22 protein-coding genes and 1 tRNA gene are annotated in these 13047 nt (G+C 63.7%); all 23 read left to right on the top strand.

Features of this window, described 5'->3' with window-relative positions; all coding sequences use genetic code 11:
• The first annotated feature begins 10 nt into the window (after positions 1-10).
• The 23 genes from VIF40_RS17890 to VIF40_RS17785 all read left to right on the top strand — a co-directional run bounded on the left by VIF40_RS17890 (position 11) and on the right by VIF40_RS17785 (position 13041).
• A complete protein-coding gene (locus VIF40_RS17890; RefSeq protein ID WP_331938869.1) occupies positions 11-1165 on the top strand; it encodes a hypothetical protein in 1155 nt (384 codons plus the stop codon).
• 19 nt (positions 1166-1184) lie between these two features.
• Positions 1185-2369, top strand: a complete 1185-nt coding sequence (locus VIF40_RS17885) for a recombinase RecT (RefSeq protein WP_331938868.1) — start codon at positions 1185-1187, stop codon at positions 2367-2369.
• The gene (locus tag VIF40_RS17880; RefSeq protein WP_331938867.1) at positions 2366-2623 is read left to right on the top strand and encodes a hypothetical protein; all 258 of its coding nucleotides are present in this window, start codon (positions 2366-2368) and stop codon (positions 2621-2623) included. Before VIF40_RS17885 ends, VIF40_RS17880 begins: the two co-directional genes overlap by 4 nt.
• Entirely contained in the window at positions 2620-3744 is a 1125-nt protein-coding gene (locus VIF40_RS17875; RefSeq protein WP_331938866.1) for an ATP-dependent DNA helicase, read from the top strand. The genes VIF40_RS17880 and VIF40_RS17875 overlap by 4 nt, the downstream gene beginning before the upstream one ends.
• Positions 3745-3754: 10 nt before the next feature.
• Entirely contained in the window at positions 3755-3937 is a 183-nt protein-coding gene (locus VIF40_RS17870; protein ID WP_331938865.1) for a hypothetical protein, read from the top strand.
• A 7-nt stretch (positions 3938-3944) separates the two neighbouring features.
• On the top strand, positions 3945-4376 hold the full coding sequence (locus tag VIF40_RS17865; RefSeq protein ID WP_331938864.1) for an HNH endonuclease: 432 nt from the start codon (positions 3945-3947) through the stop codon (positions 4374-4376).
• Between the two features lie 16 nt (positions 4377-4392).
• Entirely contained in the window at positions 4393-4572 is a 180-nt protein-coding gene (locus VIF40_RS17860) for a hypothetical protein (protein ID WP_331938863.1), read from the top strand.
• Between the two features lie 226 nt (positions 4573-4798).
• Positions 4799-5380 carry a J domain-containing protein gene (locus VIF40_RS17855; RefSeq protein ID WP_331938862.1) on the top strand — a complete coding sequence of 194 codons (582 nt, stop codon included), beginning with the start codon at positions 4799-4801 and terminating at the stop codon, positions 5378-5380.
• On the top strand, positions 5377-7200 hold the full coding sequence (locus VIF40_RS17850) for a ParB/RepB/Spo0J family partition protein (RefSeq protein WP_331938861.1): 1824 nt from the start codon (positions 5377-5379) through the stop codon (positions 7198-7200). The genes VIF40_RS17855 and VIF40_RS17850 overlap by 4 nt, the downstream gene beginning before the upstream one ends.
• 137 nt (positions 7201-7337) lie before the next feature.
• On the top strand, positions 7338-7577 hold the full coding sequence (locus VIF40_RS17845) for a hypothetical protein (protein ID WP_331938860.1): 240 nt from the start codon (positions 7338-7340) through the stop codon (positions 7575-7577).
• Positions 7567-7896, top strand: a complete 330-nt coding sequence (locus tag VIF40_RS17840) for a hypothetical protein (RefSeq protein WP_331938859.1) — start codon at positions 7567-7569, stop codon at positions 7894-7896. Before VIF40_RS17845 ends, VIF40_RS17840 begins: the two co-directional genes overlap by 11 nt.
• The gene (locus tag VIF40_RS17835; RefSeq protein WP_331938858.1) at positions 7893-8081 is read left to right on the top strand and encodes a hypothetical protein; all 189 of its coding nucleotides are present in this window, start codon (positions 7893-7895) and stop codon (positions 8079-8081) included. The genes VIF40_RS17840 and VIF40_RS17835 overlap by 4 nt, the downstream gene beginning before the upstream one ends.
• Positions 8074-8580 (top strand): hypothetical protein, encoded by a 507-nt coding sequence (locus VIF40_RS17830; RefSeq protein ID WP_331938857.1) that lies wholly within the window; start codon positions 8074-8076, stop codon positions 8578-8580. The genes VIF40_RS17835 and VIF40_RS17830 overlap by 8 nt, the downstream gene beginning before the upstream one ends.
• On the top strand, positions 8577-8906 hold the full coding sequence (locus tag VIF40_RS17825) for a hypothetical protein (protein WP_331938856.1): 330 nt from the start codon (positions 8577-8579) through the stop codon (positions 8904-8906). The genes VIF40_RS17830 and VIF40_RS17825 overlap by 4 nt, the downstream gene beginning before the upstream one ends.
• 52 nt (positions 8907-8958) lie before the next feature.
• Complete coding sequence (locus VIF40_RS17820; RefSeq protein ID WP_331938855.1) at positions 8959-9249, top strand: hypothetical protein; 291 nt, start codon at positions 8959-8961, stop codon at positions 9247-9249.
• A 2-nt stretch (positions 9250-9251) separates the two neighbouring features.
• Entirely contained in the window at positions 9252-9656 is a 405-nt protein-coding gene (locus VIF40_RS17815; protein ID WP_331938854.1) for a hypothetical protein, read from the top strand.
• A gap of 13 nt (positions 9657-9669) precedes the next feature.
• Entirely contained in the window at positions 9670-10362 is a 693-nt protein-coding gene (locus VIF40_RS17810) for a hypothetical protein (RefSeq protein ID WP_331938853.1), read from the top strand.
• Positions 10363-10364: 2 nt separating this feature from the next.
• Positions 10365-10859 carry a hypothetical protein gene (locus VIF40_RS17805; RefSeq protein ID WP_331938852.1) on the top strand — a complete coding sequence of 165 codons (495 nt, stop codon included), beginning with the start codon at positions 10365-10367 and terminating at the stop codon, positions 10857-10859.
• On the top strand, positions 10856-11170 hold the full coding sequence (locus VIF40_RS17800; RefSeq protein ID WP_331938851.1) for a hypothetical protein: 315 nt from the start codon (positions 10856-10858) through the stop codon (positions 11168-11170). Before VIF40_RS17805 ends, VIF40_RS17800 begins: the two co-directional genes overlap by 4 nt.
• Positions 11167-11505 carry a hypothetical protein gene (locus VIF40_RS17795; RefSeq protein ID WP_331938850.1) on the top strand — a complete coding sequence of 113 codons (339 nt, stop codon included), beginning with the start codon at positions 11167-11169 and terminating at the stop codon, positions 11503-11505. The genes VIF40_RS17800 and VIF40_RS17795 overlap by 4 nt, the downstream gene beginning before the upstream one ends.
• Positions 11495-11857 (top strand): helix-turn-helix domain-containing protein, encoded by a 363-nt coding sequence (locus VIF40_RS21550; RefSeq protein WP_414684831.1) that lies wholly within the window; start codon positions 11495-11497, stop codon positions 11855-11857. The genes VIF40_RS17795 and VIF40_RS21550 overlap by 11 nt, the downstream gene beginning before the upstream one ends.
• Positions 11858-11880: 23 nt before the next feature.
• A complete protein-coding gene (locus tag VIF40_RS17790; protein ID WP_331938849.1) occupies positions 11881-12831 on the top strand; it encodes a site-specific integrase in 951 nt (316 codons plus the stop codon).
• A 135-nt stretch (positions 12832-12966) separates the two neighbouring features.
• Positions 12967-13041 (top strand) — tRNA-Gly (locus tag VIF40_RS17785).
• Positions 13042-13047 lie beyond the last annotated feature (6 nt).

Raw genomic sequence — 13047 nt, 5'->3', positions numbered from 1 at the left:
GACGATCGTGATGGACACCGTCGCCGCCGAAGTCGAAATCCTTCTCCCGACCGAATACGTCCGGTTCGAAGACGGCAGCGCTCTGGCGCTGACCGTCCAGGAGAGCAAGGCGCTCGCATTCTTCACGACAGAGGGCGCCGTTGACCCTGTGCTCACCGCGATCCGGCAGGAGATCGAAGGCTTCTCCGCCGACGTCAGCACGGTGAAGGGGCGCAAGGCGATTGCCGCGATGGCGCGCCGGGTGGCGTCTTCGAAGTCCTATCTCGAGGAGGTCGGCAAGGAGCTCGCGGCGGCGCAGAAGGAAATCCCGAAAAAGATCGACGCCAGCAGGAAGAAGATCAGGGACACGCTGGACGCATGGCGCGATGAGGTCCGGGCGCCGTTGACGAAGTGGGAACAGGTGGAGGACGCGCGGATCACGAAGCATCGCGACGCCATCGCGGCGCTGGACGCGGCCGGCCGCGAGCCTGGCGATTGCTCGTCGGCCGTCCTTCGGGCCGCCCTTGCCAGCGCCACGCAAGCGATCATCGGGCCGCACCTTGAAGAGTTCGCGGCCGAATATGCGACCGCAAAGGACGGCGCGGTCTCCCGCCTGACGGCCGCCATCGTCGCCGCTGAGAAGCGCGAGGCCGAGCAAGCCGAGCTGGCGCGCCTGCGCGAGGAAGCCACTGCTCGCGAAGCCCGCGAGCGCGACGCGCGTATCGCCAGCGAGGCGGCGGAACGCGCCCGGCTGGAAGAGCAGCGCAAGGCGTTGGAGGATATCGCGCGCCGGGAGGCCGCGGCGAAGGCCGAGCGAGACGCGATCGAGGCCAAGGCCCGCGCCGAGCGCGAAGAGGCCGCGCGCCGCGAACGGGAGGCCGCGCTCAGAGCCGACGAGGAGCGCCTCGCCGGCGAGCGCCGGGAGATCGAACTGCGCCGCCAGGCCGAGGAGGCGGAACAGCGCGCGAGGGCCGCCGGGCTGCTCGCCAAGCAAGAATTCGAAGCGAAGCGCGCCCAGGAAGCCGCCGAGGCGGCAGTGCGCGAAGCCGACCGTGAGCACAGGTCAGCGATAAATCGCATCGCACTGGACGCCTTCGTCGAATTTGGGCTCGCACCCGAGGTCGCGAAACAGGTCATTACGCTGATCGCGCAGCGCGTCATCCCGAACGTCACCATCAGCTACTGAGGCCGGAAGGAATTACAACATGGCGGAAGCGCCTCAAACCAGAGACCTTGTGACTGCGTTCAAGACGCAGATGACAAATAACGAGCGCGAATTTCAGATGGCGCTCCCCGTGCATATTCCGGTCGAGCGATTTGTCAGAGTCGTTCTGACGGCAGTGAACGCGAACCCGAAACTGCTTACCGCCGATCGCCGGTCTCTCTTCGAAGCGGCAATGAAGGCCGCTCAGGACGGCCTTCTACCCGACGGCCGAGAAGGCGCGTTCTCGACGTTCAGCACGAAGGTGAAGGGTGACGACGGCCGCGACATATGGATCGACAAAGTTACATGGATGCCGATGATTGCCGGCATCCGAAAGAAGGTCCGCAATTCCGATACGATCGAGACATGGGATGTCCAGGCGGTTCACGACAAAGACGAGTTCGACTATGAACTCGGCGACACCCCCTTCATCAGGCATAAACCGCTCATTCGCGGTGATCGCGGGCCTATCATTGCCTTCTACTCTATCGCGACACTCAAGAGCGGCGAAAAAAGCCGCGATGTGATGTCGGCTCATGAGGTCGAATATGTGCGCAATACATATTCGAAGAAGGACCGCGAAGGGAACTTCTCGCCGGCATGGACGAAATCATTCGGTGAAATGGGGAAGAAGACGCTGGCGCGCCGGCACGCGAAAGTGCTGCCGATGTCGACTGACCTCGACGATCTGCTTCGACGAGACGACGACCTTTACGACCTGAAGGGCGGCGACGCCGAAGCGCAGGCGGCGAGGCTCTTCAAGCCGGTCGTGAACCCCCTCGCAGACGAATCCGACGAAGGCGCTTCCGGCGAGTCCCATACCGAGGAGCAGAACGCGTCACAAGAACCCGCTGCCGAAGGTGAGGGCCACGCGGCAACGGAGGCCGCGGGAGAGGTAGGAAACGCTACAGGCTTGGGCGCTTCCTTGGGGAACTCTCCCGCGGCTACCGGAACGCACAGCGGCGCCAACGCCGATGGTCCCGCCGCCGACGAGGCCGGGAAGAATGCGGAAGTCCATGCCGACCCTCTCGCCGCGAACCCCTGGTTCCAGATCGGTGCGAAGGCGGCGCGGGACGGCATGTCGCGCCGTGGGTTGCCGCCGGAGCTCCGCACGGCTGACCGCGCCGATGATGCCGACGCTTGGTTCACTGGGTTCGATTCCGTGAAGAACGGTGGAGTGTCGTGAGCGCCGCCGAACGCGCCAATGAGGAGGAAGATCTGGCGAGCGCCGAGCGCGCGGCCATCGCCGATCTGCTCGAGAAGGGGTTTCTCCATGTCAAGACGTTCACGGGAAGTGATGGCGGGGAACGGTTGGCTTGGGCTGGGCGCCTCGAAAAGGAGCTGAGTGTCGAGGGGTGCAAGGTGACGATCCTGCATCGCGCGAGGGTTACGCGCGTCTATGCGACCCGGCCGAAGCGAGTGGAAAGGTATCCGGCATGACGACGTGGTCACCCCAGCAGGACTCGGCGCTCACAGCCGTCTCTCGATGGCTGAAGACCGGCCCCGGCGCGCCGCAGGTCTTCCGGCTATTCGGCTATGCCGGAACCGGGAAGACAACTCTGGCGCGTGAGTTCGCGGCCGACGTCGACGGCGAGGTCCTGTTCGGGGCGTTCACCGGCAAAGCGGCGCACGTCATGCATCGAAAAGGATGCTCGGGCGCCAGAACGATTCATTCGCTAATCTATACTGTCAATGAAGCCGATCAGATGCATGAAGAGCCGAGCTTCATTCGTAACCCAGATTCGCCGGTAAAGGATGCCGCGCTCGTCATTATTGATGAATGCTCGATGGTCGACGAAGCGCTTGGGCGTGACCTGCTCTCGTTCGGCACCCCGATTCTGGTCCTTGGCGATCCTGCGCAGTTGCCGCCGGTGAGGGGCGCCGGCTTTTTCACCGAAGCGCGCCCGGACGTAATGCTGACCGAAGTCCATCGGCAGGCCGCAGAGTCGCCGATCATCACACTCGCAACGAGAGTCCGCATGGGCGAGCGACTTCAGGTCGGGGAATTCGGCGATGCGCGCGTCATCACGCGCGCTGACGTAACGCAGGAAGCTGTTCTTGGCGCCGACCAGGTGCTCGTCGGTTTGAACAAGACCCGCACAGCCTACAATGCTCGCATCCGCATCCTGAAGGGGATCAACGCGGCGGCGCCGACGCCGGGAGAGAAGCTGGTCTGCCTGCGCAATGCGAAGGAAAAGCGGCTGCTCAACGGATCGCTATGGACCGTCGTCGACACCAAAAAGCAAACGAGCCGGACGAAGGCGCTGGGCGTGACGAAGCTGAAAATCGCGCCCGATGATGATGGCGCGCAGGAGCGCCGCGTCGACGTGACGGTGAAGAACGAATTTTGGTCCGGTCACGAGGGGGAGCTCGAGTGGCAGGACAAAAAGGGGACCGAGGAATTCTGCTTCGGGTATGCGCTGACGTGCCACAAAGCGCAGGGCTCCCAATGGGACGAGGTGATCGTCTTCGACGAGTCGAGCACATTCCGCGAAGACAAAAATCGCTGGCTCTATACCGCTGCGACCAGAGCCGCCGAGCGGCTGACAATCGTAATTTGAGGGAGGACTCATGAACCCTATCAGGAAGCCCAGTGCGGAGGAGATCGCCGCGATCTACGGCGCCATCGAAGACATCGATCCGGACATATCGACCGAGACGCTGTTCGCCCGGGTCCGCGATCACTTCGGCGGGCGGATCAATGACGGCGATATCGCGGCCGCTCTGAAACTGTCCGCCAATTGTTCGGATTGAGATCGAGATGACCAAGATCGCGAAGCCACAAGGTCGCAGTGTCGAGGAGTGGATCGGCAAGACGCCGGACTCCAAAATCCCCGATCGCGTGAAGCTGCGCATTTGGCGTCGCGAGAATGGCCGTTGCTATCTCACCGGCAAGAAGATCATGCCGTACGACAGCTTCGAATACGAGCACAAGAAGCGAGTCGAAGACGGCGGGGAAAATCGCGAGAGCAATATCTTCCTCGCGCTGACGACGCCGCATAAGCGCAAGAGTGCCGAGGAACGCGCGGCGGCCAAGAAAGCCGACGATATCGCGAAGCGGCATATCGGGATCACCGAGCCGAAGCAGAAACTTAAATCGCGCAGATTTGCCAGGAAGAGGACGATGCCGGCGATCGACAAGAGCGCGCTCGCGCCGCTGCCCAGGCGCATTTTCGGAATCGTGGTGGAATAGGAAGGGGAGCGGTCTGATGCAAAGCGTTCTCGACAATGACCCGCGCATCACGGTGGCCGAAGAAGCAATTCAGAAAATCCTTCTCGAGCTCGAGGAGGAGATCGGCGCTAGCGTCGAGTTCGTCGACGTAGACACCCACAATTTTTGCGCGCTGCGGACAAGCGTCTTTCTGACCTCTGAAAGAAAGAGGATGTGATGGCACTCTCGATTCCTCCCCGCCATGTCGTTGACCCGGGCGCTTTGACGCCGGCCGAGGCCGAATTCGTTTGCGCACTTCAGAGCGGAGCGCGTGGTCTAAAGGACGCCGCGGAGCGGCTGGGGATCAGTCTGAGATCGGCGCAGCGGCGCTCTGGTGTGATCTGCCAAAAGCTCGGCGCTGCGAACTGGCGCGAGGCGGTCGCGATGTGGCGGGAGCGAGCGGCATGACGATCGCTCCTTATCCCCTGCAGTGGCCCGACGGCGTTCCCCGCATCTCCGCGGGACACCGCATCATCAGCTCTCCATTCAGGACGGCCTACGACAAGGCTGTCGAAAACGTCGCTCATTCTCTCGCGGGGTTTCAAAAGGACTCCGGCGTAAAGATCGAGCATGTCGTGCTTTCCTCGAACGTCGACCTGATCAATCGGGCGCCCGCAGATCCGGGCGCCGCAGCTTGGTTCCTGATGGACGGGCAATGGGTCGCTTTCGGAGTCGATCGCTATTGCAAGGTCGAAGCGAACGTCCAGGCGATTCATCACATCATCGAAGCTCGCCGGGTCGAGCTTCGCTACGGCGGCCTCGCGATCGTGCGGCAGACATTTCGAGCGTTCATCGCGCTGCCGGCTCCGAGGCGCACGCATTGGACGGAAGTCCTTCATGTTCCGGCGGACGCGACCGCAGAACAAATCGAGCGCGCTTTCCGGCACGAGGCAAAGACAAGCCACCCCGACGTCGGCGGCTCTGAAGCAGCGATGGCGGAACTCAATCGAGCACGTGAAGAAGCTTTGAAGGAACGAAGATCATGACGACGACTGTTCCATTGACCCGGCTTGTGATGAGCCTCCACAACGTCCGTAAGACGGAGAAGGCGGCGAACACTCCGGCGCTCGCTGCCTCGATCCTGGCGAAGGGGCTGTGGCAGCCCTTGGCGGTGCGCCAGCATCCTGACGACGAAAGCTTTGTCGAGATCGTCGACGGCGATCGGCGGTTCCTGGCCTTCAAGCTGCTCGTCGAGCAAGGCCACTTCGAGGCCGATGTCGCGGTGCCGGTGTATTTTGCGACCGATGGCGTCATATCCGACGAACTAATGCGCGAAGCCTCTCTCGCGGCAAACATCGAGCGGGAACCGCTCCACCCTGTCGACGAGTTCGAGAGGTTCTCCGATCTCGCCAAGACGAAGACGCCGGCGGAGATCGCGGAACGGTTCGGGATCACCAAGCGAACCGTCGAGCAGCGCATCGCGCTCGGCGCATTGCATCCGGAGATCCGCGAGGCATGGCGAAGCGGCGATGTCAGAGACGATGCCGCGAAGGCATTCACGCTCGCGCTGGACCAGGACCGGCAGCTGAAGGTCTTCAAGGAGCTCCAGAAGAAGCAGTGGCTCTATCCGCACCAAATCAAGTCCGCGCTCGGCGTCAATGAAAATGTCACCCAAGCGCTGAAGGTCATCGGCATCGACGCCTATCGAGCGGCCGGCGGCGAAGTCGCCGAGGATTTGTTTGGCGCCGATTCTGTCGTCAGTGATCCGGAGCTCGCGAAGACGCTGCTCGCCGATCGGCTAAAGCAGGAATGCGAGCGCCTGACCGCGGACGGATGGGCCTTCGCCCTCTTGGCCGATTCCATTTCGAACCATTGGAACTGGCCGCGTCTGACGCCCAGCGGCAAGGCAAAGGCGACCAATGAGGAAACAGAGCGCCTCACGACGTTGGAAAATGAAATCGGGGAGATCGAAGGGCGGGGCGACGAGGACGACGGCCTGTCGGAAGAGGAGGAGGAGCAGCTCGAGCTGCTCAACGCCGAGCGCGGCAAGATCAAGGCTTCGATCGAACTGCGTCGCTGGGGGCCGCGCCAGAAGAAGACGGCGGGCTGTTTGGTCGGCGTCTCCTATGACGGCGACATCGAGATCACCTATGGCGTCCAGAACCCCAAGGAAGTCGCGAAGAAGGAGAAGGAAAGGACCGCAGCCGCTGGGGGCGCGAACGCGTCCGCTGGTGAAGCAGAGAATCCGGCGATCAGCGACAAGCTCGCCCTGGCGCTGTCCGAGCAGCTGACAATCGCGGCCGCGAAGACACTGAGGACCGAGCCGGCGCTCGCGCTGCGCGCCCTCGTCGCCACGCTGGAAGGGCCGCGGTTAGATGTCGGGCCGCTGAAGGTGCGAGGCGCCGGTTATGAGGCAATCCCAGATGCCGACGAGACGGGGGAGGGGGCCGAGGATGCTGGCCACCGTCTCAGTGTCGAGGCGGTTTTCGCGGAACTCCAAGCGCAGAACCAGGATGCTGTTCTCGTGCGCCTCGCCATCGCAGTGTCGAAGACGCTCGATCTCCGCCGGCAATCGGCGAGGCAGTCGCTTGGGAAGGGGACGGCCGCGCTGTTGAGCGCGCTTCCCGCCGACATGTTCGACATATCCGCGCGCGAGGTCTTCGACCCCGGGGTCTATTTCAAAGGCGTCAGCGCCGCCCTCTGCAATTCCGCGCTCGACGAGATGGGCTGGGCGATGGCCGGCGGCCGCCCGAAGAAGAAGGGCGAGCTGGCAGCGATGTGCGTCGAGGCGGCGCGGACACTGTTCTGGCTTCCGAGGGAGTTGCGGCGGCCAGCAGCCGATGCGCAACGAGACGGCGAGGAGTGACAACCATGGACGCTCAATCTGCAACAGAGAGCACCGATTCTGGAAACGACGACGGCTTCGAATGGGCTGTCGTCGAAATCTTCGGCCGTCGCCACCATGCCGGCCGAACGCGAGAAGAAGAGCGGTTCGGCGCCAAGATGCTGCGCGTCGACGTTCCGAAATTGGAATGGGTCGAAGAGGACGGGGAGCGGCGCGTTGTCGTGACCGGCTGGGCCACGCATTTTTACGGCGGCGGGGCGATCTTCTCCTTTTCGCTCACGGACGAAGCGAGCGTGATGAAGTCGAACCGGCCCTACGATCCGCCTTCGCGCTTGACCTATCGGCCTGCCGAGGAAGACGAGGACGCTCGGGACGGGGGCGAAGCCGATGGTTTCTGAAGACCGCTCGATCGGCGACCTGCTCGGCGAGGCTTTGCGCCGTCATCGTCACGGGTTGATCCGTCCACTTTGGGCGGACATGCCCAAAAGCGAGCAGAAGGCGGCCTGGCGCCGCCTCGGGCTGCGATGGCTCGAAGATGCGGCGGGCGCACGCAATGCCGCGTTGGAGGCGGCCGCCCATATCGTCGATGAGGCCGCTGTTGCTCTGGGCGGCGGCACGCCCGCGGCGCCCGGTGTAGCCGAGCTGCACGACGCGAGCGCGAAAATCCGCGCGCTCATCAGCGATCCTGTTCCTCTGATGTCGCAGGAAGAGAGATGACAATGCGTCTGGACCCGCGCGCCGAAGCCGACTTCGCGGCCGCCATGTCGGTCGAAATGGGAGCTCCCGCCGCCAAGCCTGCGCAGGCGGCGCAGCGGCCGCACTGCCTGCAAATGCCGCATCTGCGCGCCGGCGGCGTCTCGATCGAGCACATCGTCTTCGAGGAGGCGCGCGAGAATGGCTGAAACGGCGATCCCCTACGGCCTCAAGGCGCTCTCGGTTCGCCAACCCTGGGCCTGGGCCATCTTCAACGGCAAGGATGTCGAGAACCGCTCGCAGGCGAGCCTGCGGTACATGAACTTCGCCGGCGTCGAGCGCATCGCGATTCATGCGGCGAAGGGGATGACGCAAGACGAATATGACGATGCGGCGAGCTTCATGCGCGGGATCGGTGTTGCCTGTCCGCCGGCGATCGGACTGGCGCGGGCCGGCATTATCGGCACAGCGCGCGTCGTCGGGATTGCAAGGGAGAGCAAATCGCCCTGGTTCTTTGGACCTCGGGCGATCGTTCTTGCTGACCCGGAGCCCTGCGAATTCATTCCCGTGGTCGGGCAGCTCGGCCTATTCGATTGGACGCCGGCGGGGCCGGCGATCGTCCCGCCGGCGGCGCGCTGGATGCTCGCCGGGCGGCAGTCCAAATCCGCCATGGAACAGGCCGCGAAAGAGCCGGGGTTGCCGCTGTGAGCCGCTCGCCGATCGACATCCTCTTCGACCGCGCCGACATGCGCTGCACGATCTGTAATGCGCTAGCCGGCACCTGCTCGTGCTGGACGCGCTGCTCCTGCGGGTGGAGCTATGAGACCGGGAAAGCATGCCGGAACCCGAATTGCACGGTATCGCCGCGGGTGACGATCGAATGCCCGATCTGCGGAGCGAAGAAGCGCACGCTGCCCGATCCATCGGACCCGCCGGCGACGGCGCGCATCCGCCTTGCCTGTTCGAAGTGCATCCGCGGCCAGACGACGACGATCGAATATTTCGATGCGGAGGGGAACGAGATCGATGGGTGAATCGAAGCGAAAATCGGAGCGCTTGTCTCCGGTCGATCAAGCCGCGCTCGATTTGACGCGCAAGCTCGCGAATGATGGCAAAATCCTTGAGGGCGGTTTCGCAGCTTATGTCGTAACGAGCAAAATCGGCATTGACGACCCGGCGCTCTGGCGGCTCCGAGACGCCTACATGGCTGCCGCCGAGCATCTGTGGTCGAGCATCATGGCGACGCTCGATCCGGGCGAGATAGAGACGCCCGCCGACATGAGGAGAATGGACGCCATCCAGGCCGAACTCGACGCCTGGCGCGCGCAAAAGATGGCGGCGCTGGCCCAATCCATGCCGACGAAAGGGAGCGCATAACGATGGCTGGTCAAGTTGGAATTCTCAATGTCGGCGCCGGCGATACGAAGCTCGTCTTTGATCCGAGCAATCCGGCCGACTGCATTCGCGCGGCGCGCGTCGTCAAGGACATGATCCGCCGCGGCTATGCTCTGCTCGTCGACACCGGAAAGCGCGACGCGGGAGATCGCCCGATCTATGCGCGCGCCAAAGATTTCGACGAGACCAAATTCGAATACATCATCGCCGATTTCGATCCGTTGATTGCGGCCGAGGAAGATGCAAATGCAGAAGATGAATCGACAGCAGCGCAGAGCGATGGAGCGCCTGGAGAAAAAGCGAAAGTGCGCAAGCCCCGCAGCGTCCGAAAGGCTATCCCGGCCGAGAGCGTCAACGCCATCGCCGTCGCGCGAACGGCGGGAGGCTAACGGCAGGGCGCTTTTGAAGGCGCTCGACGGATTTTCCGGGCTCCGCGACGGTCTGCGCGAGATTGCCGATATGCGCAACGAGTGGGCTGGAATCCCGATGCCTCTCGACGGAATTCCGCTCGTCATCGAGCCGACCTATCGGGACGCGAAAGGGCTCGCGTCGATCGGCAGAGGAAAGCCGGAGGCCGCCAGCGAGTTCGATAATGTCGAGATCATCAATCGGTTTTTCTCGACGCGAAAAGGACGAGACATCGTCATCTGGCGGCAGAATGGGAAGATCGACTGGGGCACATGCGGCCATGTCCACGGCGCCGACTTCGCGCTTCAAACGCTCGGCGCGTCCGACGCGTGGGGGATTGAGCAAGAAGCGAACGCGATTAATACGCTCGGCGGGATGCTTTCGCACCGGGCGTTCAAGCAATATATGCTGACGGGCTGCTTTCTCGAAACGAGCAGACGCAGCGGCGTGGTCTATTTATTCCGCCGGCTTCGGCCGACAATCGCAATCTCGCTGCGGAGTGGCAGTTCCCGAATTCTTGCCGCGCTGTGTATGCACCCGATCGGCTATTATGAAGGATCGTGGGCGGGAGCAATGTGTCCGACAGACGACGTCATCGCGCATCTTGCGTTGATGCGCGGCGACGAGGCGATGCTCTGGCGCCGTTGCAACCAACATGCGCCTTATCGCCCGGAAGCGGGGTTGTGATCATGAGCAAGAAACGCCCTCACGATACGGCGGCCGAGCGCGGTGATCCATTTCCCTATAAGGGGCCGCTCCGTCGAGTCGACGGTCGAGCGCCCTTCAATCACTATCTCTGGCCCCTCGGTGATGATTGGTTCTGGGCCTACAACGATTTAGGTCGGCGGTTCTCCAGCACGTGGAACTTTTCCGCCGTCGCTCTTGCCGATGGCCGCTGGATTGTCGAGGGGTTCGTCAAAGACGACGAATTCGCGATGGAATTTTTTCCATCCCGCGAAACGGCATTGCGGACGGCTGCGGCGCGCCTGATCCGAATGATCCGTCGCGCGCGGCGCTGGACAGGGCACGATCACGTCTCGGCGGAGGACTATCCTATCCTCATCGCTTGGACGCTTGAAACAATCGGAAGGCCTGCGCGGGAGGTTTTTGTCGCTCCGCCGCCTCCACCTCCACCACCCGCTCCGCCCACGACGTTGCTCGAGATCATGGAGCGGGTGCCATGACCGCGCGCCTTCAGTGCTGCGTCCCGTTCTGCCAGCGAACAATCGGCGCCGACAAGGGCTATTCGGAATGGATCTGTCCGAAGCACTGGCGGCAGGTCCCGCGGGAGGCGCGCGCCGCCTACGCGCTCGCCAGACGCCGCGCCCGGCGCATCCTCGCCCGCAAGCCGATCTACCGAGAATATTGGAGGCTGCTTCCCGGCTCGCCGGCGCGGCTTTCTGCCGTCGCGATGTGGCGGCGGGTCGACTCGGCGTGGGAGCGCTGCAAGCGCGAGGCGATCGAGCGGGCGCTTGGGGGAGGGGATGGGCGATGAATTTCGCCTCGGACAGAGAAGAGCGCGAGCGCATCCTCGAGCTGTTCGCCGCCGGCCGCGAGCCCGCAGAGATCGCGGAACGGCTCGGCCTGGACGCGCGTGACGTCGAGAGGGCCATCGCCTCGGCCGAGAGCGCACCGGCGAATTTTTACGAAGCGCAGCTCGTCGCTGGGGGGCGCGCGCTGAGGCGGCGCGCAGGGACGGCCGCGAACGGCAAGCGCATGTCGCGCCGGCGGAAGGCCGCGGCGCTCAGGGCAGGCGGAGTCGCCCCTGTGATGATCGGGGATATCAGCGTGGGTAGCGTGAACAGCGTGGGGGATAGTCATGATGCATGAGGTAGGGTCGCCCGGCGCTCTCGTCTCTGCCGCCCAGGCGGCGGGGCGGCTCGGTGTATCGGAGCGCCAGTTGCGGGAGCTGATCCGGGACGGGAAACTCCCCTATGTCAACGTCGGGCTGGGAGTGCGCCCGGCATATCGGCTGCGCCCGGCCGATCTCGAGGCCTTCATCCTGCAGCGGACGGCGATATGTCAAAAGTTAGAGGCATCTACCAGCGGGGGGGCTCCGGCGAATGGCTCTACGACCTCCAAATCAGAGGTCATCGATTTTGCGGCTCGACGGGCACAACGAATAAGCGCGAGGCCGAACGGTGGATCGCCACGTTCCGGACGAAAAAGAAGGCCGAAGTAGCGGAGTTCTCCGGCTCCGCCCCAATGACCTTCGGTGTCGCGTCGACGCGGTGGTGGGAAGAACGGGGGCAGCATCGCAAGGATTCGCGGGATATCGAGCGTTTCCTGGGATGGCTACAGGCGCAAATCGGGAAAAAGACGGCGGTCGCGGCGATTGACAACAACATGGTGGCGCGCCTGGTCGCCACCCGTCGCGCCGAGGATGTCTCGCCTGCGACGGTGAACCGATCCGTCACCGAGCCGCTCCGGGCCATATTGACGCGCGCCGGCGATATGTGGGGCCAGCAGGTCCAGAAGATCCACTGGGGCGGCCACAAGCTCGCGGAACCGCAACAGCGTGTGAGGGAGGCGAGCGCCGCCGAGGAAGCAAAGCTCTTCGCCGCTCTGCGCCCGGATTTCCATCCGATCGCGAGATTCCTGCTCATCACCGGCATGAGGCGGGCCGAGGCCTGCGGCTTGCGCTGGGCCGTCGTCGATATGGACGGCGGCAGGATTACCGTCCATGGGAAGGGGGATAGGGTCGATACGCTGCCGCTGACGGGGGCCGCTATGGCCATTCTCCGAGGCGAGCAAGGGCGAAGCGCCGAATTCGTCTTCACCTATCAGGTCCGGCACAAATGGGGCGGGAAACTCGGCTCGCGCGTTCCGATCGCTCCCGACACACTCGGCACCGCGTTCTGGCGCGCCCGGCGCGCTGCGGGGCTCGCGGACGCCGATCTCCGACTGCACGATATCCGGCACACCGCCGCGACGCGCCTGGTGCGCGCGACCGGCAATCTAGGGGCGGCCCAGAAAATGCTCCGCCATAGCCGGATCACGACGACGATGCGCTATGCCCACGTCACAGACGATGACCTCAGGGCGGCGATGGAAAAGGCGGCTCCGGTCGCGGCAATTGTCGAGACGCCCGCCGCCGAGAAACAAGGGCAAGCCGCCGAGCCTGTGGCGGATCCCGCGAAGAAGAACGCCGGGTGAACGGGGCACGGGACTTTCACGGGATTCTCGGTTCCGAAAAGCTCCGTTTGTTTCCATTTCCTGCCGATCCGGCCTTTTGGCGGCTTGCTCGGAGAAGCGAAAAACCCTATAGGATTAGCAATCTTGAGGCGGTTCGCGGGCGTAGTTCAGTGGCAGAACGACAGCTTCCCAAGCTGTATGTCGTGGGTTCGATTCCCATCGCCCGCTCCATTTCGC

The organism is Methylosinus sp., from assembly GCF_036560965.1.
Lineage (GTDB): Bacteria > Pseudomonadota > Alphaproteobacteria > Rhizobiales > Beijerinckiaceae > Methylosinus.
Note: the sequence above shows the minus strand (reverse complement) of the source record. Positions and strands in the feature narration are given on the sequence as shown.